Origin of the sequence: Robertmurraya mesotrionivorans, assembly GCF_050971805.1 — a bacterium.
Classification (GTDB): Bacteria; Bacillota; Bacilli; order Bacillales; family Cytobacillaceae; genus Robertmurraya_A.
Window position 1 is genome coordinate 1 of record NZ_JBPCCH010000001.1, and the last position, 23,579, is coordinate 23,579.

At 38.4% G+C, this 23,579-nt stretch carries 16 protein-coding genes and 8 tRNA genes; 21 read left to right on the forward strand and 3 right to left on the reverse strand.

From position 1 onward, the window contains the following. The first annotated feature begins 6 nt into the window (after positions 1-6). From ACRX5O_RS00005 to ACRX5O_RS00065, 13 genes are all read left to right on the forward strand, one after another. Positions 7-82 (forward strand) — tRNA-His (locus ACRX5O_RS00005). 20 nt (positions 83-102) lie between these two features. Beyond that, positions 103-174, forward strand: a tRNA-Gln gene (locus ACRX5O_RS00010). Positions 175-178: 4 nt separating this feature from the next. Further along, positions 179-252 (forward strand) — tRNA-Cys (locus ACRX5O_RS00015). Between the two features lie 11 nt (positions 253-263). Beyond that, positions 264-337, forward strand: a tRNA-Gly gene (locus tag ACRX5O_RS00020). Between the two features lie 5 nt (positions 338-342). Beyond that, a tRNA-Ile gene (locus ACRX5O_RS00025) sits at positions 343-419 on the forward strand. 35 nt (positions 420-454) lie between these two features. Further along, positions 455-529: transfer RNA gene (locus tag ACRX5O_RS00030), tRNA-Asn, on the forward strand. 13 nt (positions 530-542) lie between these two features. Further along, positions 543-633 (forward strand) — tRNA-Ser (locus tag ACRX5O_RS00035). 4 nt (positions 634-637) lie between these two features. After that, positions 638-709: transfer RNA gene (locus tag ACRX5O_RS00040), tRNA-Glu, on the forward strand. 493 nt (positions 710-1,202) lie between these two features. Continuing rightward, complete coding sequence (glgB, locus tag ACRX5O_RS00045) at positions 1,203-3,140, forward strand: 1,4-alpha-glucan branching protein GlgB (protein WP_433904091.1); 1,938 nt, start codon at positions 1,203-1,205, stop codon at positions 3,138-3,140. After that, positions 3,088-4,230, forward strand: a complete 1,143-nt coding sequence (locus ACRX5O_RS00050) for a glucose-1-phosphate adenylyltransferase (protein ID WP_433904092.1) — start codon at positions 3,088-3,090, stop codon at positions 4,228-4,230. The genes glgB and ACRX5O_RS00050 overlap by 53 nt, the downstream gene beginning before the upstream one ends. A gap of 39 nt (positions 4,231-4,269) precedes the next feature. Next, a complete protein-coding gene (locus ACRX5O_RS00055; RefSeq protein ID WP_433904093.1) occupies positions 4,270-5,289 on the forward strand; it encodes a GlgC family sugar phosphate nucleotidyltransferase in 1,020 nt (339 codons plus the stop codon). Beyond that, the gene (glgA, locus tag ACRX5O_RS00060; protein WP_433904094.1) at positions 5,286-6,737 is read left to right on the forward strand and encodes a glycogen synthase GlgA; all 1,452 of its coding nucleotides are present in this window, start codon (positions 5,286-5,288) and stop codon (positions 6,735-6,737) included. The genes ACRX5O_RS00055 and glgA overlap by 4 nt, the downstream gene beginning before the upstream one ends. After that, on the forward strand, positions 6,727-9,135 hold the full coding sequence (locus tag ACRX5O_RS00065) for a glycogen/starch/alpha-glucan phosphorylase (protein ID WP_433904095.1): 2,409 nt from the start codon (positions 6,727-6,729) through the stop codon (positions 9,133-9,135). The genes glgA and ACRX5O_RS00065 overlap by 11 nt, the downstream gene beginning before the upstream one ends. A gap of 563 nt (positions 9,136-9,698) precedes the next feature. On the opposite strand, the gene ACRX5O_RS00070 is transcribed toward ACRX5O_RS00065, so the two are convergent. After that, positions 9,699-10,637 (reverse strand): 1,4-dihydroxy-2-naphthoate polyprenyltransferase, encoded by a 939-nt coding sequence (locus tag ACRX5O_RS00070; RefSeq protein WP_433904096.1) that lies wholly within the window; start codon positions 10,635-10,637, stop codon positions 9,699-9,701. 320 nt (positions 10,638-10,957) lie between these two features. Between ACRX5O_RS00070 and ACRX5O_RS00075 the strand changes: the two genes are divergently transcribed. From ACRX5O_RS00075 to menC, 8 genes are all read left to right on the forward strand, one after another. After that, the gene (locus ACRX5O_RS00075) at positions 10,958-12,358 is read left to right on the forward strand and encodes an isochorismate synthase (RefSeq protein WP_433904097.1); all 1,401 of its coding nucleotides are present in this window, start codon (positions 10,958-10,960) and stop codon (positions 12,356-12,358) included. A gap of 2 nt (positions 12,359-12,360) precedes the next feature. Beyond that, on the forward strand, positions 12,361-14,112 hold the full coding sequence (menD, locus tag ACRX5O_RS00080; protein WP_433904098.1) for a 2-succinyl-5-enolpyruvyl-6-hydroxy-3-cyclohexene-1-carboxylic-acid synthase: 1,752 nt from the start codon (positions 12,361-12,363) through the stop codon (positions 14,110-14,112). Beyond that, entirely contained in the window at positions 14,112-14,930 is an 819-nt protein-coding gene (gene menH / locus ACRX5O_RS00085; RefSeq protein WP_433904099.1) for a 2-succinyl-6-hydroxy-2,4-cyclohexadiene-1-carboxylate synthase, read from the forward strand. The genes menD and menH overlap by 1 nt, the downstream gene beginning before the upstream one ends. Positions 14,931-14,948: 18 nt before the next feature. Further along, positions 14,949-15,767, forward strand: coding sequence for a 1,4-dihydroxy-2-naphthoyl-CoA synthase (gene menB, locus ACRX5O_RS00090; RefSeq protein WP_119709565.1), 819 nt, complete (start codon positions 14,949-14,951; stop codon positions 15,765-15,767). Positions 15,768-15,899: 132 nt separating this feature from the next. Next, complete coding sequence (locus tag ACRX5O_RS00095; RefSeq protein ID WP_433904100.1) at positions 15,900-17,645, forward strand: SulP family inorganic anion transporter; 1,746 nt, start codon at positions 15,900-15,902, stop codon at positions 17,643-17,645. Between the two features lie 24 nt (positions 17,646-17,669). Next, positions 17,670-18,026 (forward strand): ArsR/SmtB family transcription factor, encoded by a 357-nt coding sequence (locus ACRX5O_RS00100; RefSeq protein ID WP_119709563.1) that lies wholly within the window; start codon positions 17,670-17,672, stop codon positions 18,024-18,026. 90 nt (positions 18,027-18,116) lie between these two features. Then, a complete protein-coding gene (locus ACRX5O_RS00105; protein WP_433904101.1) occupies positions 18,117-19,589 on the forward strand; it encodes an o-succinylbenzoate--CoA ligase in 1,473 nt (490 codons plus the stop codon). Next, the gene (gene menC / locus ACRX5O_RS00110) at positions 19,579-20,685 is read left to right on the forward strand and encodes an o-succinylbenzoate synthase (RefSeq protein ID WP_433904102.1); all 1,107 of its coding nucleotides are present in this window, start codon (positions 19,579-19,581) and stop codon (positions 20,683-20,685) included. The genes ACRX5O_RS00105 and menC overlap by 11 nt, the downstream gene beginning before the upstream one ends. A 94-nt stretch (positions 20,686-20,779) precedes the next feature. On the opposite strand, the gene ACRX5O_RS00115 is transcribed toward menC, so the two are convergent. After that, complete coding sequence (locus ACRX5O_RS00115; RefSeq protein WP_433904103.1) at positions 20,780-21,829, reverse strand: cytochrome d ubiquinol oxidase subunit II; 1,050 nt, start codon at positions 21,827-21,829, stop codon at positions 20,780-20,782. 33 nt (positions 21,830-21,862) lie between these two features. After that, a complete protein-coding gene (locus tag ACRX5O_RS00120) occupies positions 21,863-23,224 on the reverse strand; it encodes a cytochrome ubiquinol oxidase subunit I (protein WP_433904104.1) in 1,362 nt (453 codons plus the stop codon). Between the last annotated feature and the right edge of the window lie 355 nt (positions 23,225-23,579).

A 23,579-nucleotide genomic window follows, 5' to 3' on the forward strand; every position in this document is an offset into this window, starting at 1 on the left:
ATTATGGCGGTTGTGGCGAAGTGGTTAACGCATCGGATTGTGGTTCCGACATTCGTGGGTTCGATTCCCATCAGTCGCCCCATTATATATAATTTTCTCCATTGGGCTATAGCCAAGCGGTAAGGCAACGGACTTTGACTCCGTCATGCGTTGGTTCGAATCCAGCTAGCCCAGTTATGGCAGCATAGCCAAGTGGTAAGGCAGAGGTCTGCAAAACCTTTATCCCCGGTTCAAATCCGGGTGCTGCCTCCAATTTTATATTCGCGGGTGTAGTTTAATGGTAAAACCTCAGCCTTCCAAGCTGATGTCGTGAGTTCGATTCTCATCACCCGCTCCAAATAAGGGCCTATAGCTCAGCTGGTTAGAGCGCACGCCTGATAAGCGTGAGGTCGATGGTTCGAGTCCATTTAGGCCCACCAGAATTTTTTGAGATAACAAAATAACTTTCCAATGTTCCGCAGTAGCTCAGTGGTAGAGCAATCGGCTGTTAACCGATCGGTCGTAGGTTCGAGTCCTACCTGCGGAGCCATTTTTATGTCTATGGGGAAGTACTCAAGAGGCTGAAGAGGCGCCCCTGCTAAGGGTGTAGGTCGGGTAACCGGCGCGAGGGTTCAAATCCCTCCTTCTCCGCCATATTGGCCCCTTGGTCAAGCGGTTAAGACACCGCCCTTTCACGGCGGTAACACGGGTTCGAATCCCGTAGGGGTCATAAAAACATTGAACATTTGTTCAATGTTTTTTTTATTTTCTTTTTATAGGATTCTCTAGCTACTCTATTACCTTTTCTATCAAATGTCATCAAACTTCTTTTAACACTTCCAATATTCGACAAATATATGAAAACCCTTTCAATTTTTATCATAAAAACTACCTCATCACACAAAGAAATCCTTTTGAATATATTATTCAAATCTCAATAATTTCACAATTCAAAATACATATTTTATTCATTTTCTCCAAATAATTAGCATATATCTCTATATCTGCATCATAAAATTTATTATCTATTAAAAAATAATTTCTATCATTTTTTGCAGTTTGCTGCGTTAAAGGGATGAATGCTGTCGAAATCATTTACCTATTAGATAATTTTGTCGAAATGGATAGTTAATTGTCAGAAAAATTAAAAAGGGATTTGAAAGAGTGGCGAGAATTATACAGTTAAAGCAATGCACAAAACTAATGAATAGGTAGGGAGTAGAATGATTTTGGATTTGATTCATCCAACTGAATACCAGCTGCATTTGTTTCATGAGGGGAATTTCTTTGAATGCCATCGTCTGTTTGGTGCTCATGTTCTTACAATTGATGAAAAGAAATGCACAAGATTTTGTGTGTGGGCACCCAACGCAAAACAAGTATCTCTAGTTAGTAATATAAACAATTGGAATGGAAGTGGTTATGAATTTAAAAAGATGAATGATGAAGGCGTATGGATGTTCATTGTTGAACAGGATTTAACTGGCTGCCTTTATAAATATGAAATTCATACATCTACTGGAGAAGTTTTATTGAAATCTGATCCATATGCCTTTTTCTCTGAAGAACGGCCAAAAACAGCTTCCATATGTTACTCCTTAGATGGTTACCAATGGAACGATCATAAATGGCTTCAGAAAAAAGAGAAAAACAAAGTGTATTCAAGTCCTACTGTTATTTATGAGATGCATGTTGGATCATGGAAAAAGAAAGAGGACGGTAGCTTTTTAACGTATCGTGAATTAGCAGATGAGGTTATTCCTTATGTACTTGAACATGGATTTACTCATATTGAGCTATTGCCACTAGTGGAACATCCTCTAGATATTTCTTGGGGCTACCAAGGAACAGGATATTTTTCGGTTACTAGTCGTTACGGAACACCTCACGATCTAATGTATTTTATTGACCAATGTCATCAAAATCATATTGGTGTAATTATGGATTGGGTTCCAGGTCATTTCTGTAAAGACGCCCATGGGTTACATCGATTTGATGGATCTTGGGTGTATGAATATGAAACAGAAGTTGATCGTGAAAATTTTACTTGGGGGACTGCTAATTTTGACTTAAGTAAAACAGAGGTACAGAGTTTCTTAATTTCTAATGCATTGTTTTGGATGGAATACTTTCATGTGGACGGATTTCGCGTAGATGCGGTTTCCAATATCATTTATTGGCCTAATTCAGATGGTCAACGAGTAAATGAGTTTGGTATTGCATTTTTAAAGAAGTTAAATCAAATTGTATATCAATATGATTCACAGCTTTTGATGATTGCTGAAGACTCTACTGATTGGCCACAGGTAACTTCCCCAACTCACTACGGTGGATTAGGTTTTAACTACAAATGGAATATGGGCTGGATGAACGACATGCTTTCCTATATGGAAAAAAGTTCAAATGAACGCTCACAATTTCACGATAAAGTCAGCTTCTCCCTTCTGTATGCATTTTCGGAGAATTATGTCCTTCCATTTTCGCATGACGAAGTCGTTCATGGAAAGAAATCGTTACTTGATAAAATGCCAGGAGATTATTGGCAGAAATTTGCACAATTAAGGCTTTTATTAGCATATATGTTTGGACACCCTGGAAAAAAACTTCTATTCATGGGATTTGAGCTAGGTCAGTTCTCTGAATGGAAAGATGAAGAAGAACTGGATTGGCATTTATTAGATTATGAGATGCATGGGAAAATGAATCAATTTGTAAAAGAATTGATCAAGGTGTATAAGCGCAATAAACCTTTATATGAACTTGATCATTTACATGAAGGATTTGAATGGATTGATGTAAATAACCGTGATCAATCGATTTTCTCTTTTGTTAGAAAAGGGGAAGAAGGAGAACCATTGGTCATCGTGTGTAATTTTACAGAAAAGACGTATGAAGATTATAAAGTAGGTGTTCCAAAAGAAGGAACGTATCGGGAAATATTAAATACAGATGCGGATGTCTTTGGAGGATCCGGTGTTATAAATAAAAAGCCATTAGAAACGATTGATGAAAATTTTCATGGAAGAGAGCATCACATCATGATGAGGATACCTCCATTTGGGGTTTCTATATTGCGTCCCGTTAAACATCGAAAGGAGAGAAAAGGAAATGGCAAAGAAGAAGTGCGTAGCTATGCTGTTAGCAGGAGGGCAAGGAAGTAGGTTACATTCCTTGACTTCAAATTTAGCAAAACCAGCTGTACCGTTTGGAGGGAAGTACCGAATCATTGACTTTACCTTGAGCAATTGTACGAACTCAGGAATTGATACGGTTGGTGTTCTTACTCAGTATCAACCACTAGTGTTAAACTCGTATATTGGAATTGGAAGTGCATGGGACTTGGATCGAAAAAATGGTGGTGTGACTGTTCTTCCACCTTATAGTGAGTCCAAGGAGATGAGATGGTATACAGGTACTGCTTGTGCCATCTATCAAAATTTAAACTATTTAGTTCAATATGATCCGGAATACGTACTTATTCTGTCTGGAGACCATATTTACAAAATGAACTATGAGTTAATGCTAGATTTCCATATTACTAGAGATGCTGATGCTACAATCTCAGTCATTGAAGTGCCTTGGAATGAAGCGAGTCGATTTGGGATTTTAAATACTGATAGCGATATGAAGGTTGTCGAATTTGATGAAAAACCTGCGAATCCGAAAAACAATCTAGCCTCTATGGGGATTTACATTTTTAAATGGTCTGTCCTAAAAGAATATTTGGAAAAGGATGCTGATCTTCCAGATTCAAGTCATGATTTCGGAAAGGATATTCTACCAACTTTACTATCAGACCAGAAGAAACTATTTGCGTATCCGTTTAGTGGTTATTGGAAGGATGTTGGAACTGTACGTAGTCTCTGGGAAGCAAATATGGATCTCCTAGATGAGAAGTGTGGATTAGATTTATTTGATTACACTTGGAGAATTTATTCAGTTAACCCAAATCAACCACCACAGTTTATTTCAAATGACGCACTCGTCATTGATTCGCTCATCAACGAGGGTTGTGTGATTGAAGGCGAGGTTGAGAAGTCGGTCCTTTTTCAAGGAGTAAAGGTTGAAAAAGGAGCTCTTATTAAAGAATCAGTTATCATGCCTGATGCAGTGATTGGAAAAAATGTGTTTATTGAAAAGGCAATTGTCCCGTCAGAAATGGTTATACCAGATGGAACAATTATTCGTGCTTTGCCAGATGCGGATGATGATATTGTGTTAGTAACAGAGGATATGCTTCAAACCCTTTAAAATACAGAGAACAAATAAATGAGGAGATGAGGGGTAAGGATGGATAGAAAGCTGCTTGGAGTAATTGATGCAACAACTTATCAAAAAGGATTAGAAGATCTAATCCAACATCGTTCATTAGCTGCAGTACCATTTGGAGGACGTTATCGATTAATAGATTTTATTCTTTCAAACATGGTCAATTCTGGAATAAAGAGTGTGGCAATTTTTCCGAAGAACCAATACCGTTCCTTAATGGATCATTTGGGGTCTGGGAAGGATTGGGACTTAAATCGTAAGCGTGATGGGTTATTCTTTTTTCCTGCCCCTGCAGAAGAAAAAGAAATAAATTCATTTAATCATTTTGCTGCAAATAAAGATTTCTTTGATCGTAGTAACCAACAGTACGCCCTCATCTCAAATTGCTTTACTGTCTGTAGTATGAATTTTGAACCTATCCTTGATTGGCATATCAAGAGCGGCTGCGATATTACAGAGGTAAGAAAAGACGGACGGTCTCTTCATATGTTTTTAATAAAAAAATCTCTTTTAGTAGAACTTTTCGAGACAAGAGAGGAAACAGGATACACTTGTATGAGAGATGTTGTGACAGATATTAACAGTCCATATCGTCAATGTCATTATGAATTTAAAGGATACGCAGTTATGATCGACTCGATTACTACGTATTTTAATGAAAGTATGAAGCTATTAAATCCATCCATTTGGAAGGAACTATTTTTAAAGAATCAACCAGTATATACAAAAGTAAAGGATGAGCCACCTACTAGGTATTTTACAGGAGCTACGGTGAAAAATTCAGTAATTGCCAATGGGTGCTTAATTGAAGGAACGGTTGAAAATAGCATTATTTCTCGTGCTGTAAAAATTGGCAAGGGATCTGTTGTAAAAAACAGCATTATCATGCAAAAATGTCAAATTGGTGAAAATTGCGTATTAGACTCTGTTGTTTTAGATAAAGATGTTAAGGTAAATAATGGAACGATGATGTATGGAACAAAGGAATTACCATATGTGGTTCGTAAAGGAACAGTACAAGGGGCGTTGATGAATTCGTGAAAGTGTTATTCGCAGTTTCGGAATGTGTACCTTTCGTTAAATCCGGAGGGTTAGCAGATGTAGCAGGATCTCTACCAAAAGAGTTGAAAAGACTTGGTACAGATGTAAGAGTAATGATGCCGAAGTACGGTACCATTCCTCAAGCAATACGTGAAAAGATGACAAAAAAACATGAGTTTATTGTGAATGTTGGTTGGAGAAATCAATTTTGTGGTATTGAAGAGTATATACATGATGGAATTACTTATTATTTTATAGATAATGAATACTATTTTAAGAGAGAATCTCTGTACGGTTATTTTGACGATGGTGAACGGTTTGCTTTTTTTAACCGAGCCGTACTTGAAGCGATTCGGATGTTAGATTACTATCCAGATGTGATTCATTGCCATGATTGGCATACAGGAATGATTCCTTTCTTGCTAAAAACGGAGTATCAAAAGAAAAACGGCTATGGTTTTATGCGAACGGTATTTACCATTCATAATCTTGGATTCCAAGGTATAATGCCCAAGGAAGCTTTAAAGGATTTATTTGATTTAGATGATTCATATTTTAATACCGATCAGCTTGAGTTTTATGGAAATATAAATTTTATGAAAGCAGCACTTATTGCGTCTGATCGAATTACTACCGTTAGTCCAACATATATGGACGAAATACAAACGGAGTACTATGGAGAAAAGCTGGATGGATTGTTAAGAAGTCGTATAAGTGATCTAGAAGGAATCCTAAATGGAATTGATGATGAATTTTATAATCCAGAGAAGGATTCGTTCCTTGTAAAAACGTACGATGCAAATCATCGTAATCATAAGCTAGTAAATAAAAAGGCCATTCAAGAACGATTTGGCTTGCCAGAGGCTTCACAAATTCCATTAATGGTTATGGTCACACGTTTAACAAAACAAAAAGGGTTAGATCTTGTTAAACATGTGTTTCATGAAATTATGGCGGAGCCGATTCAATTCCTCATTCTTGGAACGGGGGATGACGAGTTTGAAAATTTCTTTCGAGACATGGAGCGGGAGTATCCAGATCGATTTAAAGCATATATTGGTTTTGATGAAGGTCTAGCTCATCAAATTTATGCAGGTGCTGACCTTTTCCTCATGCCTTCAAAATTTGAACCATGTGGGTTAGGTCAAATGATTGCGATGAGTTATGGCACAATCCCTATCGTTCGAGAGACTGGGGGTCTAAATGACACGGTAACGGCATATGATGAATTCTCAGGAGAAGGGAATGGCTTCTCCTTCAAGAATTTTAATGCGCATGATATGTTGTATACCATTAAACGTGCCATCCATTTTTACGAAAATGATAGGGTTTGGAATAATCTTGTTAAGCATACAATGAGCATTGATAACAGCTGGGCACAGTCTGCGTTTAAGTACAATCAATTATATGCTCAACTTATATCCAGGAGTGAAACTCATGTTTTCTAATAAAGAAAAGTTCACGGAAACGTTTTTACAACGTCTCGAAATGACTTGTGGAAAAAGCTTTCAAGAAAGTACGAAGAGAGATCACTATCATACTTTAGGAATCATGATCCGTGAATATGTAAGCTCAAACTGGATCAAGACAAATGAAAGTTATCGAGCTGAGAAAGAAAAACAAATTTATTACTTATCGATTGAATTTCTACTTGGAAAGCTTTTAAGGCATAATCTCCTTAACCTAGGAATTGATCATGTAGTGGAAGAGGGACTTAAGGAGCTAGGAATTGATCTTAGTGACTTAGAGGAAATGGAAGCAGATGCAGCGCTTGGTAATGGCGGCTTAGGACGTCTTGCAGCCTGCTTCATGGATTCTCTTGCTACTTTAGATCTTCCAGGTCATGGATGTGGTATTCGCTATAAGCATGGCTTATTTGAGCAGAAAATTGTAGATGGATATCAAGTAGAATTACCTGAGCAATGGCTTCGTCATGGCCATGTATGGGAAGTAAGGAAAGCTGATTTAGCTGTAGATGTTCCTTTTTGGGGAAGAGTCGAAGCAATAAATAATAATGGAAAGCTAGAATTTCGTCATCTTGAAGCGGAAACGGTGATGGCCGTACCGTATGACCTTCCAGTGGTAGGTTATCAGACGGACACTGTTAACACGTTGCGCCTATGGAGTGCCGAAACGACGCCGTATCCAATGAACCGAGATATTATGAAATATAAGCGCGATACGGAGCTTATCTCAGAGTTTTTATATCCCGATGATACCCATGATGAAGGAAAGATTTTACGTTTAAAGCAGCAGTATTTCCTTGTCTCTGCAAGTATTCGTTCGATTGTGAGATCTTATCGCAAACAACATGCTAGTTTAATAGAATTCCATAAATATGTGGGTCTTCATATAAATGATACGCATCCCGTGTTAGCCATCCCCGAATTAATGAGGGTACTTATTGATGAGGAAGGGATGAGCTGGGAGGAAGCTTGGCATATTACTACGAACACCATTTCATATACGAATCATACAACCTTAGCAGAAGCTTTAGAAAAATGGCCGGTTCGTATTTTTCAACCGTTGCTCCCAAGAATCTTTATGATTGTAAATGAAATAAACGAGAGATTTTGCCAAGACCTGTGGAAGCAGTATCCAGGAGATTGGCGGAAAATCGAGGATATGGCAATCATTGCTCATGATCAAGTAAAGATGGCTCATTTGGCGATTGTCGGTTCATACAGTGTGAATGGAGTGGCAGCCATTCATACGGAAATTTTAAAACAAAGAGAAATGAACCAATTTTATCAAGTATTTCCTGAAAAGTTTAATAATAAAACAAATGGGATTACCCATAGACGTTGGCTGATTAAATCCAATCCGAAACTGACGAATTTGATCAATGAGGGGATTGGTACGAAGTGGATAAATCACCCAGAGCATTTAAAAGAGCTTCAGTTTTTCCAGCAAGATTCTGCATTTTTAGAGCAGTTGTATGAGATCAAGCAGAATAATAAGAAATCACTTGCAGAAAAAATTAAAGCAAAGACAGGTATTGTCGTTGATCCACAATCTATATTTGATGTTCAAGTAAAGAGATTGCATGCTTATAAACGACAACTCTTAAATGTTCTTCATATTATGTATTTGTATAATCGCTTAAAAGAGGATTCAAGCTTTCTTATGTATCCAAGAACATTTTTGTTTGGAGCGAAAGCATCACCAGGTTATTACTATGCAAAGAAGATTATTAAACTCATTAATACCATTGCAGAAAAAATAAATAATGATAAAACGGTTTCTGACCGATTGAAAGTAGTGTTTCTTGAAAACTACCGTGTGTCATTAGCTGAAGAAATCTTTCCTGCAGCAGATGTGAGTGAACAAATTTCGACGGCTAGTAAAGAAGCCTCGGGAACAGGTAATATGAAGTTCATGATGAATGGTGCGATTACCTTAGGTACGCTTGATGGAGCTAACATTGAAATCAAGGAACATGTTGGCGATGAAAATATATTTATTTTTGGATTAACAGCGGAAGAAGTAATGAATTATTACCAGTATGGTGGCTATACGTCAGTCGACTATTATCACCATGATAAACGTATTCGCCAGGTTGTTGATCAGTTAACGAACGGATATTTTGGTGATCTTGATAATGAGTTTGAGCCCATCCATGATTCGTTATTAATGGAAAATGACCAGTATTTTGTTTTGCGTGATTTCTCATCTTATGTGGAAGCCCAAAGAGAAGTAGGGAAGGCCTATACTGATCAAAATAAATGGTTAAAGATGAGTTTAGCAAATATAGCGAATTCAGGTTTTTTCTCAAGTGACCGAACCATACAGCAGTATGCGGATGACATTTGGAGTATTTCTCCTGTAAAAGGAAAAGTAAGGTAAATAATAAAGAGGAGACCATTTAAATAACAGACTCCGTTAACTGTCGCTAATATTAATAATGTAATACAAAATGACCTCCAAATTGTATGGTAATTTGGAGGTCTATTTTTTTGATATAAAGGGTTTTCGATAATTATTTGGGATAACTGAATGTTGATTTCACTGTGTATGAAAAATAAACGGAAAAATTCCGGCTAAATGGGGAAATACCCATATTTCCTTGAACATAAGGGGAGTTTTTCCGTTTATATTATCCAAATCGTTGGACTTTGTCTTATTTAGAGTAGTTAACCGGAATATCTCCGCTTATATCCGCTTCTGAAGCTTCCCCATATAGATTAGCAGGAAATTCTCCGCCTATGAATTCTCATGCCTACACGAAATCGATACGGAGAAGGCGGATATGGTTTGCAAACATCTATATGATAAAAATTCGTAATTCGTAATCCGAAGAATTAGCAATTAAAAGAAAAAAATAGCAAGGGTATAAACCCTTGCTATTTCTAATGTTTTTTAAATTTCTAGCCTTACAATTTAAATGGAAATGGATCTTCTTTTGTCGTCTAACTGTTTAAGAAATGTCCTAAAAATAGTCCAATTGATAACAAAAATCCAAATATCGTATTTGTTTGTGCTGTCGCTATCATGGCTGGCACCATTTGAACGGGTTTTGTTTTTCCGATGAATCCTTTAATCGCTTTTATTGCCTTTGGTGAGCTTAGCAGCACAATCGCTAACCAAGCAGAAGTATAGTCCAAACCAATAAGAGTAAACACCCATGCATAAGAGACAATGAACATTCCTGCTAAAAGAATGATCGCTCTCTTTTGACCTAGTAGGATCGCTAATGTTCTTCTTCCATTTTCTTTGTCACCATCATGGTCACGTATATTATTGGCAAGTAGAATGGCACCTACTGTTATGACAATAGGTACAGATATTAATACACTAATCATAGTAATAAAACCTGTTTGAATATAAAAGGCAATCAGTATTATGAGCATTCCCATAAAGAACCCTGCAAAAATTTCTCCAAAAGGTGTGTACGCAATCGGAATAGGTCCTCCCGTGTATAAATAACCAACTGTCATTGAAACAAGACCAATGGCAGCTAGCCACCAGCTAGAATTCATACAAATATATACTCCTAGCAGCATGGAAATACCATAAAGGCTAAGGGCTATTTTCATGACAGTCGCTGGTTGAATTCCTTCACGAACAATGGCGCCACCTATACCGACAGAGTGCTCGTTATCAAGACCACGTTTGAAATCATAATACTCATTAAACATATTTGTTGCTGCCTGTATAAGTAAGCAAGCGATAAGCATGGCGGTAAATAAACCAAGATCAATAGATGTTAATGGTAAGGCTAATGCGGTTCCTAATAATACTGGTACAAAGGCAGCTGTTAACGTATGTGGTCGTGTAAGTTGCCACCAGACTCTCCAATTTTTCCCCTTAAAAGTAGGCGAAGGACCCGTTTGCATTTGTGGTTGCATCGTACCTCTCCCCATTTCTATATTTATTTGTCAAAACTATATAAGTTTAAAATAATTCATATCCAAATTCAAGTGTAGGAAAAACGAAGGAGTGTGTCAATTAAATTTTCCTCCCTAATGCAGGAGACCATTGCCAAATTTTCTACGATAATTTTTTATGCAGGAAAGACATTTAAGGGCATAATATCTCAAAATAGATAGGAATAGCTTATAATAAGGAAAGATATAGGTTTTTCAAGGTTCCATTTGTTGACATGGTCTTGGATTGAGGTGTATCTTAAAATAAGTTTATAACGTTATTTAACAGGAGTTGTACGAATTTGGTTACCATTCAGAATACGGAGCTTAAAGAAGGGATCATTGAAGCAATCGAGAGAGCACGGAAGCTTTCAATGCCCGTATTAGTTAGCGAAGTCCAAAGGATTCATCCGGTTCAGCCTCTGTCCGTGTTTGCAGCTGGAAGAGACCAATTTGTTGGCGAACGCTTTTTTTGGAAAGATCCCTCTGATGAAGTAGTTATGATTGGCATTGGAATATGTAAAGAAATACAATCGGATCAGGCTTCTGGCCGCTTTTTTCATGTGGAGAAGCAATGGCAAGAACTTATGAATAATAGCATCATGCTAATGGAAGAGAAACAAACAGCTACAGGACCAATAATGTTCGGAGGATTTTCCTTTGATCCATTAAAAGAGAAAACGGATCGTTGGGCACAGTTTCCACATTCTCTTTTCCACATACCCAAATACCTAGTAAGTGTAATAAAAGGAGAATACTTTTTAACCACTAACCTTCTTTGTTCGGCGGAAGATGATGATACATTGTATGAGGTAGCTGAACAAGAAAGAAAAGCGTTATTCAGTGGAATTGAAAAGGAATCACTGCCACTTTTATCCAACCTATCACATGTACATGAAGTCCATTCTGAAAATTGGAAGAAACGTGTGAGCGAGGTAGTAGAATTATTAAAGACAGGGACCATGAAAAAGGTCGTGCTTGCTAGAGAGCTCAGACTTCAGTTTGAGGAGCAAATCCCAGTAGAGCCCGTGATTATGAATCTTTTAGAGGAACAGAGAGACAGTTTTGTTTTTGCCTTTGAATCTAAAGGTGACTGTTTTATTGGAGCATCACCAGAAAGATTAGTAAAGAAGGTAAAAAACACTGTGTACTCGACCTGTTTGGCCGGTTCAATAGCCAGAGGGAAGACTTTAAAAGAAGACGAGCTGCTAGGGAATGAGCTTCTATATGATGAAAAAAATTTAAATGAACATCAATTTGTTGTTGATATGATCAAAGAAGCAATGGAAAAGGTATGCCATGAAGTACAAATTCCGTCTCACCCACAGTTGTTGAAAAATAAGCATATCCAGCACTTATACACACCAGTGGTTGGAATTGCTGATGAGGAAAGTTCGTTACTTCAGCTTGTGAACCTGCTTCATCCAACACCTGCTTTAGGTGGGTTGCCAAGAAAAGAAGCAGTAGAGAGCATCCGGACAATGGAAGACTTAGATAGAGGAATGTATGCCGCACCGATCGGTTGGATTGATTTTGAAGGCAATGGGGAATTTGCGGTTGCGATACGTTCAGGCTTGTTACAAGGAAACGAGGCTTCTTTATTCGCCGGTTGTGGAATCGTTAAGGATTCAAACGTAGACAGTGAGTATCAGGAGACGAATATCAAGTTTCGTCCTATGCTTTCTGCCTTAAGGGGGAAATAGTAATGAACCACCAGCAAGCATTAACGAAATACATTGCTTCTTTTGTAGCAGAACTAATACATGCAGGAGTAAAGGATGTTGTTGTTAGCCCAGGGTCAAGGTCCACTCCTATTGCAATGATTATGGCTGAACATCCTGATCTTCGTCTTCATATTCATGTAGATGAAAGATCAGCAGCCTTTTTTGCGTTGGGGATGGCTAAGGCTTCCCGAAATCCAACAGTCTTGTTATGTACTTCCGGAACAGCAGCAGCGAACTATTTCCCTGCTATAGCTGAAGCGAATTTATCAAGGGTACCTCTTATAGTCATCACAGCGGATCGACCACATGAGCTTCGTGATGTTGGTGCACCACAAGCAATGGATCAGGTGAATTTATACGGGAAGCATGTAAAATGGTTTATCGAGATGTCTCATCCGGAAGGCTCCAAAGAGATGCTTCGATATGCGCGCACCGTTGCTGGGCGTGCTGTTGCAACCGCTTTATCTTCGCCAGCTGGTCCCGTTCATTTGAATTTTCCACTTCGTGAACCTCTTGTTCCTGATTTAACAAGCGATAATATATTTGTCATGTCAGAGAGAGAAAATGGTTATGTTCACATTGAACAAGGTCATTTATCACTGAATGAGGATCAACTAAAATCCATTGCGAACGTGTTGAATGAATATACAAATGGCTTAATTGTTTGTGGCGAAATCGATAAACCCACCTTTGCTAAAGCCATCACTATGCTAGCTGCAAAGCTACAGTATCCAATTATTGCGGATCCTTTATCGCAGCTGCGAAGTGGAAAACACGAGTTTGTACATATTATAGATAGCTATGATACATTTTTAAGAAATGAGGATGCCGTAAGTCATTTAGCACCAGATGTAATTATTCGCTTTGGTGCGATGCCTATCTCAAAAGCATTTTCATTATTTATGAAAAAGAATGAACAAGTCCCTCAATTTGTGGTTGATGGCGGGGAAGGATGGAGAGACCCATCCTTATTAACGACAAACATGGTTTATTGTGATGAAGTAGAATTTTGTGAATCTCTTCTCCCTCATTTAAATGAAAACCAGGATACAATGTTTGTTGAAAAGTGGCAACAAATGAATGAGATAACAAAAGCAGCTTTGTTCCGTGTAAAGGAAAATGATTCCCTCAGTGAGGGTCGTTTATTTTTTGAATTAGTAGAATTGCTGCCAGATGGAGCTACCTTGTTTGTTGGTAATTCCATGCCGATACGTGATGTGGATACTTTTTTCTATAATAATCAAAAGTCCATTAGAATCATGGCAAATCGCGGTGCAAACGGTATTGATGGAGTCATTTCATCTGCTCTAGGTGCTGGCACCGTTCACAAGCCTATGTATTTAGTACTTGGAGATTTGACTTTTTTCCATGATTTAAACGGACTAATTGCTTCTAAGTTATATCATATTGATCTTCGTGTCATTGTGATTAATAACAATGGTGGTGGGATTTTTAGCTTCCTTCCTCAAGCTAGTCATCCGAAGCATTTTGAACGACTATTTGGTACTCCTTTAGACCTTGATTTTGAACCAGTTGTTTCTATGTACGGTGGGACATTTAGCCGAGTTTCTTCGTGGATGGAGCTTAATTCCTCCTTTGAGCAAACTTTGGCGAAAGATGGATTATCGGTTATTGAAGTTCCGACAAAAAGAGATGAAAACCTACAAGAGCATCGATATTTGTGGGATTATGTTTCCCGGGAAATTAGTCGGAATTTGCGTGGCGAAAGCTGATGAATATTGAGATTAATGGGGTAGACTACCATGTCGAAGTTTCAGGAGAAGGTTTTCCAGTTGTTTTACTTCATGGATTTACCGGTGACATCTCTACTTGGGCGGAATGTGAAGAGGAGTTAAAGAAAAACTCGAGAATCATCAAAATAGATCTTGTTGGACATGGAAGATCGTCATCCCTGGATTCAATTGAACGTTATGAAATGAAGTCAGTGGTAGCGGATTTACGTTATATTTTACAATATTTAAATATAGATCAAGCAGATGTGGTTGGATACTCGATGGGAGGTCGAGTGGCACTTGCATTTGCGTTGATGAATCCAACTTTTGTACGTAGGCTCGTACTCGAAAGTGCTTCTCCAGGACTCGTAACGAAGGAAGATAGAAGTAGTCGAAGAGAACAGGATCAACAGTTGGCCAATAAAATCAAACAAAATGGAATAGACTGGTTTGTCGAATATTGGGGCAATATCCCATTATTCGAAAGTCAAAAAAAATTACCATCACGAATTAGACAACGAATAAAAGAGCAAAGAAAGCAAAACTCTATTAAAGGATTGGCAAATAGCTTAATTGGAATGGGAACAGGGTCACAACCCAGCTATTGGGAAAAACTAAATGAGTACTCAGGTGAAGTATTATTGCTTACGGGATCCATGGACAAGAAATTTGTCATCATTGCTGAAAAGATGCTGAAATATCTAAAAAACAGTCAGTGGGTAAATATTGATGGGTGTGGTCATGCAATACATGTGGAACAACCTGAAAAATTTGGTACAATAGTAAGTGGGTTTTTGTCGAATAAATCCGATTCTTAATTAAAGGAGGAAAACACATTGACAGTTGAGTGGGTATCTCAAAGAAATTACGAAGATATTCTGTATGAAACATATAATGGAATCGCAAAGATTACCATCAATCGTCCAGAAGTGCGAAATGCATTTCGTCCTAAGACGGTAATGGAATTAATTGATGCGTTTGCTTATGCACGTGACGACCGCAATGTAGGGGTAATCGTCTTAACAGGAGCTGGAGACCAAGCGTTCTGTTCAGGAGGAGATCAAAAAGTACGCGGACATGGTGGATACGTTGGAGAAGACGAAATCCCTCGTTTAAACGTTCTTGATCTTCAACGCTTGATTCGTGTTATTCCTAAGCCAGTTGTTGCGATGGTAAAGGGATATGCAATTGGTGGAGGACATGTTTTACATATCGTTTGTGATTTAACTATAGCTGCTGATAATGCTATCTTCGGACAAACAGGTCCTAAAGTGGGTAGCTTTGATGCTGGATATGGCTCAGGATATTTAGCAAGAATTGTTGGACATAAAAAAGCACGAGAAATTTGGTATTTATGCCGCCAATACAATGCTCAAGAAGCACTTGATATGGGGCTAGTAAATACAGTTGTTCCTCTTGAGCAAGTAGAGGAAGAAACGATTAAATGGTGTGAGGAAATGCTTGATAAGAGCCCAACTGCTCTTCGTTTCTTGAAAGCAGCATTTAATGCAGATACAGATGGATTAGCTGGAATTCAACAGTTTGCTGGAGATGCAACTCTCCTATATTACACAACGGATGAAGCAAAGGAAGGGCGCGATGCGTTTAAAGAAAAACGCAAGCCAGACTTCGGTCAATTCCCTCGTTTTCCTTAATAGGTTAGAAAGAAGATGCTTGGCTTATACACAGCCAGGCTCTTTTTTTTGAAAAATATCTTGTAAAACAACTTATAATTATTGTATATTCAAATAATCAGATATACAAATAAAAGGATAAGAAGGGTGAACATGTTAAGTGATAAAAGATTTTCTAATTATTCGTTAAGTAGTATTCCAAAGGATGTACTGTCTGGCCTTATTGTTGGTGTCATCGCTATTCCACTTGGAATGGCCTTTGCCATTGCCTCAGGAGTAAAACCGGAATATGGTATAGTTTCAACCATTGTAGGTGGAATCCTTATCTCCTTGTTAGGAGGATCTAAATTTCAAATAGGGGGTCCAACTGGGGCTTTTATTCCCATCCTATTTGGAATCGTTATGACTTACGGATATGAAAATCTATTAATTGCAGGTTTTTTAGCTGGTATTATGCTCCTTCTTATGGGGATCTTTAAAATCGGTTCACTTATCAAATACATTCCTAGACCCGTGACTATTGGTTTTACATCGGGAATCGCTGTTACTATTTTTTCAGGACAAATGGCAAGTTTTCTCGGACTTGTAGGAATTCAAAAGCATGAAGAATTAATTAGTAATTTACTAGATATTGTTACACATTTTCATTCAACGAATCTTTATAGTGTATTAACTGCGGTTGTATGCTTACTAATCATCGTACTTTCACCGAGGTTAGCCCCTAAGATTCCAGGTCCAATACTGGGCTTGATCGTATCAACCTTGGTAGCAACGTGGTTTTATCCTGGGCAGGTTGAAACGATTGGTTCTGCATACGGTGCTATCCCGAACTCATTACCAAGCATACATTTGCCAAACGTAAGTATCGAAATGATCCTTACTCTATTAAAACCTGCCTTTGTTATTGCCATGCTCGGAGGAATAGAATCGTTGCTCTCGGCAGTTGTGGCAGATGGCATGACAAACACCCGACACAACAGCAATAAAGAATTAATCGGACAAGGAATTGCAAATATGGTTACTCCACTATTCGGAGGCATTCCGGTAACAGGGGCTATTGCAAGAACAGCTACCAATATTAAAAATGGAGCAGTTTCTCCTTTATCTGGAATCATACATGGGGTTGTCGTTTTACTAGTTTTGTTGTTTTTTTCACCATATGCTTCCTATATTCCACTCGCTAGTATGGCACCGATATTAATGGTGGTTGCATGGAATATGAGTGAAAGGAAGGTATTTGCTCATATTCTAAAAACAAGATCTACTGACTCCATCGTTCTGGTAGTTACCTTTTTACTAACTGTTTTTGTTAATTTAACGACGGCTGTTGAAATCGGATTAATATTGGCCGCTATCTTATTTACAAAAAGAATGAGTGATCTAGTCACGACTGCGAAAGCATTGCCTAATTTAAATCATAAGCATGCAAAAGTAGAAAATCATGTTGTGACGGATACACATGATTGCCCGCAAATTAGCATCTATAATGTAGGAGGTCCCCTCTTTTTTGGGGCAGCTCAAACCTTTGAATTTTCAATCATGGATACGATTCACTTTCGACCTAGTATATTATTGTTACGAATGAGTAGGGTGCCTCTTATGGATACAACGGGGGAAGCAAATTTAGCTAGTATTGTGTCTCATTTTTCAAAAAATGGTATAGTTATCATATCAGGAATAAACGAGCAGCCAAAAAATGTATTAATGCGAACGGGTCTATATGACAAAATTGGTCACGAACACTTTTTTGAGCACACTGGGGAAGCGATTGAATTTGCGTTAAAACAGGTGGACAAAAATAAGTGTTTAGGGTGTAGACACTTTGCTTTCAGAGAGTGTACCAAACTATCAAAAGCCGAATCTACTGAAGGGAAAGTACTACAGCCTACTGCCTTCTAGTAATGAAACAAGGAAGTGAAATGATTGAATTTAGAAATGCAACAGTTTAAAGCAGAGTTTTTTAAGGCTTTGGCTCATCCATTAAGAATACGCATTCTAGAACTGTTAGCCGAAGGGGATAAGAATGTAAATGAAATTCAAACCCTCATCGGCAGCGAGGGATCATCTGTTTCGCAGCAATTAACGATTTTACGAGCCAAAAATATTGTGTCAGGAACAAAGGAAGGCAATAAAGTCATTTACACGTTAAAGGATCCGATGATCATCGAATTATTAGCGGTTGCGCGCCAAATATTTAACAATCATCTTGTCGATACAATAACCATTTTAGACCGTTTCACTGACAAGGAAGAAGAAGGGAACATCGTGCCGAAGAATTAAGTTCTTCGGCTTTATTTATGTTGTACTTCAGCATGTACATTGAAAAAAATAAAACAATTTGATAACGTGAGTAGGAAGAGGGTGAAAAAATTGTCATTAGAAGTCATGCCGAATTTTCTTAAAAAGAGAGCATTTTTGACACCTAGTCGAACGGCGTTGGTATTTGAAGATAAACGCTACACATTTCAACAGCTATATGCCGAATGTGTCGATGTAGCAGGTCGAATGCATGCATATGGAATGAAACAGGGGCAATACGTTGCACTGTTATTATCGAATCATTCCGAAAGTGTCGTTATATTGTTATCATTACAGCTACTTGGTATAAAAGCGGTCTTGCTTAACACAAGATTAACTCCAGAAGAACTGAATTATCAGCTGATGGATTCAAACTCAGCATGTTTAATTACGGAATCAATGTTCGAAGAAAAAGCAAAACAATTAGATGTACGTGTCGTCTACAAAAATGAGTTGTTTCAAACACCATTTATTCAGCCACTTCTTGTTAATGAAGTAGCTTTAGGTGAGGTTTGCTCACTTATGTACACTTCCGGAACGACTGGTTCTCCTAAAGGGGTAATGCAAACGTATGGAAACCATTGGTGGAGTGCAGTCGGTTCAAGCTTAAATCTTGGATTGCAAGATAGCGATGGGTGGCTATGTGCAGTTCCCCTTTTTCATATCAGTGGCTATTCCATTTTAATGAGAAGTGTAATTTATGGAATAAAGATGGTGTTGCACGAGAGCTTTGACGTGGAAAAAACGTTACAAGATATAAATTCTGAGAAAGTAACAACGATGTCTGTTGTAAGTACGATGCTTTCACGAATACTAGATCACTTGGATAGCCAGTTACCAAGTCATTTTCGCTGTATGCTTTTAGGAGGAGGACCGGCTTCTCTTTCTCTATTAGAAAGATGTGTGCAGCTAGAAGTTCCTGTTTATCAAACGTACGGTATGACCGAAACGTCCTCTCAATTTGTAACTTTATCTCCTGAATATAGCTTGAGCAAATTAGGTTCGGCAGGAAAGGCACTTTTTCCATCGCAATTAAAAATTGTTGATTCTGATGGTTTGGAACTGCAGCATTTGCAATCTGGAGAGATCTTTGTAAAAGGTCCGAATGTCACGAAAGGGTATTTGAATAAAAAGGGTTCGCACCTAAAGGATGGATGGTTTGCAACTGGGGATATAGGATTTGTCGATGAAGAAGGTTTCTTATACGTCCAAGATCGCCGTTCAGACTTGATTATCTCAGGTGGAGAAAATATTTATCCTGCGGAAATCGAAGGTGTTTTACAAGGACATCCTGCTATTCAAGAGGCGGGGGTTATCGGTGTAGAAGATCAGGAATGGGGACAAGTACCGGTAGCCTTTGTTGTTGTTAGGAATACATCTATAACAGAAGAAGAAATCATACAATATTGTTCTTCCAAGTTAGCGAAATACAAGGTTCCTAAAAGGGTTATGATCGTTGACCTGCTACCAAGAAATGCGTCTAATAAGCTTCTAAGAAGAAGTTTGAAAGAATGGGTAAAAGGCGGAGGCGCGAATGAGAATTGAGAGAATTAAGCTATCTGTTATCTCAATGAAACTAAAGACTCCGTTTACCACTCATTTAGGTACGGTGCATGAACGGGAAGGGATTGTAATAGAGGCAATCGATCGGGAGGGAGTGTCTGGGTTTGGGGAGGTAGTTGCCTTTTCTTCTCCATGGTATACGGAAGAGACCGTCCAAACCTCCTTACATATGCTAAAAGAATTTTTTATCCCGTTGCTCTTCAATAGTCGCATTGAGCATCCGAGTGAGGTCACTCCGGTTTTTAACAAACTCCGGAGAAACTTTATGGCCAAAGCAGGTCTTGAGATGGCTATTTGGGATCTATTTGCAAAGGAAGGAGATCAGTCATTGTCAAGCCTGCTTGGAGGAACTCAAGATAGAATTCCATCAGGAGTGGTGGTTGGGGCTAAGTCGATGAAAGAGACGCTTTTGCAAATTGAAAGAAATCTTGAGAACGGCTACAAGCGTGTGAAGGTAAAAATTTCTCCACAAAATGATTACGATTATATCCACTCAATCAGAACTCATTTTCCCCATGTTCAATTAATGGCCGATGCAAATTCTGCCTACACATTAAAGGATATCAATCGATTAAAAGCACTTGATGAGTTTGGATTGCTGATGATCGAACAACCATTAGGGTACGATGATATTGTCGAGCATGCAAAGCTACAATCCGTGCTCGAAACACCGATTTGCTTAGATGAGAGTATTGTAACTTTTGACGATGCCAAGAAAGCAATTGAGCTTGGTAGCTGCCAGGTAATAAATATAAAAGCTGGTAGAGTAGGCGGTATTCAAACGGTAAAGGACATTCATGATTATTGCTTGGAAAATGGAGTACCCGTCTGGTGTGGGGGAATGCTGGAATTTGGTATCTCTAGAGCACATAACATCTCTATTGCTTCTCTCCCTAATTTCACGATTGCCGGAGATATTTCGGCAAGCAGCCGATACTGGGATGAGGACATCACCTCTCCTGAAGTGATTGTCCGTAATGGAATGATTGATGTTCCTAGGAGTCCTGGAATTGGGTTTGAGATGAATCGTAAAAGGTTGAAAGATGTAACGATATTTGAGGAAAGTTTTACGAAATAATGATTAGAAAAAATCGTGCCCTCATTTGGTCTCACACCAAATATCGGGAACGATTTTTTTTTAAAAGATAAGAAAGATATGTTTGTACTTTGAATTATGACTTCGTTTCTTCTGGTGGTTTTTGCTGTAGATATCTTTTGTCATTCATAAATAATGTCCAGAAATAAAAGAAACCTGGGAATAGAATGGCAAAACCTGCTATATAGGTTGCGAAAATAGCACGGAATGAATTCGGATCTGTAAAGGCGTTCTGAATGGTCACCTCTGGGTAAACAATGTAAGGCAAGTGTGCTTGTCCATAAACGAGACTGGCGAGTAAGTATTGAATAGTAATCGCAATTACAGTGAGACGAGGCATTCCCTTTGGTCCCCCTGTGACAGAAGGTAAAAACAAACCAAGTCCACCAATGACAAAAAATACAACCGATGTTATTAAAAACGCCAGATTATCCATCATTTTTTCGTAAAGCCAAGGTGCTTCTGTTCGGAGCGTGAACATAATGAGAACGGCCATTGCTAGAGAGATAGGCCCTAGAATAATCGCATCTCTTCGATATACAGCATAGGCCTCATATTCTTCTGCTGTTTTTGAATAGTCCGCAAGCAATAAGGATGATAAAAATAAAGTGGAACTTATTGCGAATCCAATAAACGCGTATTCATTTGCACTGGTAAAAAGCTTTATAAGATCAAGTGTTTGACGGCCATCTGAAAAATCAATATAGTTTCCATGGGTAATCGGGAGTACGCTGATGAGTAATCCAGGAATGAGTATCCCGGTAATTCCAGAGATATATGTTAGTGGTTTTCGATATTCAGATGCAATATTTGAGAAAACGAGAAACGCACTTCGTAAGGCGAGCAAAAGCAAGATCATACTGCCTGGAATAAGTAATACGGTCCCGAGCGTATACGCTGCGGATGGAAATAAACTGTACACAGCAACAACAAGAGCAACAATAAATGTGTTGGTAACTTCCCATGTGGGGGACAGATATCGGTTAGCGATGTTAGTAGCCTTAGTCTGCGTTCTATTGAAGTAAAGCATAGACCAAAATCCGGCACCAAAGTCCATGGTTGCCATAACAGCATAGATGAATACGAAACCCCATAACACAGTAATGGCTAGTAATGCATCAGTCATCTATTTTCACTCCTCCATTAAAATGGTGCGTCGTTACGTATTGGATCCATATAGTGGTACACCTTTTTGTTCGGCTCGATGTAAATCATCAGCAACGGTGTTCTTTCTAAAATAATATAAAAGGACAAATACAACAGAAACTCCTAGAATGATGTATACAGCTGCAAATGCTAGAAACAATACGCCTAAGTTTGTCGCTGTTGTAGCCGAATCTGCCGTTGACAGCACGCGATAAATCGTCCAAGGTTGTCTTCCAGTACAAGCAAAAATCCATCCAAATTCAATCGCAAGCACTGCTAAAGGGCCAGAGGCAATAAAGGTCGAAAGAATCCAACGAGGATATCTGTCTTTTTTCAAAAATTTCATCCAAAGTAAAGCGAGTAGAGGTAATAAGATTAATAAAGATCCAATGCCTACCATTCCATTGAAAAGGGTGTGAACAAAAAGCGGTGGCCATTCTTCTTCTGGCCATTCTTTAAGTCCCTTAACGACAGTATCAAAGCTATTTCCCGCTAAAAAGCTAAGTGCCCAAGGAATATGAATAGCGTACTTAACCTCTTCGGTTTCACGGTCAGTAAATCCTCCGATGACGAGAGGGGCATAAGATTGAGTTTCAAATAATCCTTCTGCTGCAGCAAGCTTTTCAGGTTGATATTCATGCAAATATTGAGCGGATTCATGTCCGTTTATGGCGGTTAATAGAGAAAATATTCCTCCAACAATGAGACTAAGTGTTAATGCTTTTTTGTGAAAATGGTAGATGCGTGTATTAAATTCAGTTCGCCATAGTTTATACGCTGATACGGACGCAATCACAAATGCACCCGTTGTATAAGCAGATAAAGCGACATGTCCAGCTGTGACAATAAAGCTTGGGTTAAAAAATGCTGCCCATGGATCAACATCGGTTATGACACCGTTTTCGATTCGAAATCCAGTGGGTGTCCCTTCCCAAGCGTGTACATTTGTTATGAGAACGGCAGAAGCTAAAGCACCAATCGCAACAAGTACCAGGCTTGTGATTCGAGCCCAAGGAGGAATACGCTCAGCAGCATATACATAAATGGACATAAATAGAGCTTCAATAAAAAAAGCATAGATTTCGATTTGGAAGGGAAGGGCCATGACGACACCGATGACTTCCATAAAGCCTGGCCATAGTAGAGATAGCTGAACTCCAGCGATTGTACCTGTTGGAATCCCAACACCTAGAAGTACGGCAAAAGCTTTTGTCCAGCGCTTAGCCATAACTACGTACTCTTGGTCTTTTGTTTTTTGGTACATGAGCTCAGCCGTAAGCATCATAAAAGGCAAGCCTACCCCGATTGTTGCAAAAATAATATGAAAACCCATAGTAGTTCCAAATAACGAGCGTGCAATTAGTAAATCATCCATAAAATTCTCCCTTTCAATATACTCACCAAGTTATTCTTTTCTAATTAAAAATAAATATGTAATCTTTTCCTATTTTTACAAGAAATAAGGCGATTTAGTGGCAGATATTGAATGGGGGAAATCTAAAGGTGGGCGAATCGAATTCTAAGATGGAATCGCAAATATAATTTGAGAATCGCAAATAAAATTTGGAAATCGGGAATCGCAAATAAACTTTGGGAATCGCAAATAAAATCTTGGAATCGCAAATAAATTTTGGGGATCGCAAATAAAATCTTGGAATCGCAAATAAATTTAGGGAATCGCAAATAAAATCTTGGAATCGCAAATAAATTTTGGGAATCGCAAATAAAAT

Coding starts and splice junctions, on each gene's coding strand:
- glgB (WP_433904091.1), top strand. CDS start 1,203: ATGATTTTGGATTTGATTCATCCAACTGAATACCAGCTGCATTTGTTT.
- ACRX5O_RS00050 (WP_433904092.1), top strand. CDS start 3,088: ATGGCAAAGAAGAAGTGCGTAGCTATGCTGTTAGCAGGAGGGCAAGGA.
- ACRX5O_RS00055 (WP_433904093.1), top strand. CDS start 4,270: ATGGATAGAAAGCTGCTTGGAGTAATTGATGCAACAACTTATCAAAAA.
- ACRX5O_RS00065 (WP_433904095.1), top strand. CDS start 6,727: ATGTTTTCTAATAAAGAAAAGTTCACGGAAACGTTTTTACAACGTCTC.
- ACRX5O_RS00070 (WP_433904096.1), bottom strand. CDS start 10,637: ATGCAACCACAAATGCAAACGGGTCCTTCGCCTACTTTTAAGGGGAAA.
- menD (WP_433904098.1), top strand. CDS start 12,361: ATGAACCACCAGCAAGCATTAACGAAATACATTGCTTCTTTTGTAGCA.
- menH (WP_433904099.1), top strand. CDS start 14,112: ATGAATATTGAGATTAATGGGGTAGACTACCATGTCGAAGTTTCAGGA.
- ACRX5O_RS00095 (WP_433904100.1), top strand. CDS start 15,900: ATGTTAAGTGATAAAAGATTTTCTAATTATTCGTTAAGTAGTATTCCA.
- menC (WP_433904102.1), top strand. CDS start 19,579: ATGAGAATTGAGAGAATTAAGCTATCTGTTATCTCAATGAAACTAAAG.
- ACRX5O_RS00115 (WP_433904103.1), bottom strand. CDS start 21,829: ATGACTGATGCATTACTAGCCATTACTGTGTTATGGGGTTTCGTATTC.
- ACRX5O_RS00120 (WP_433904104.1), bottom strand. CDS start 23,224: ATGGATGATTTACTAATTGCACGCTCGTTATTTGGAACTACTATGGGT.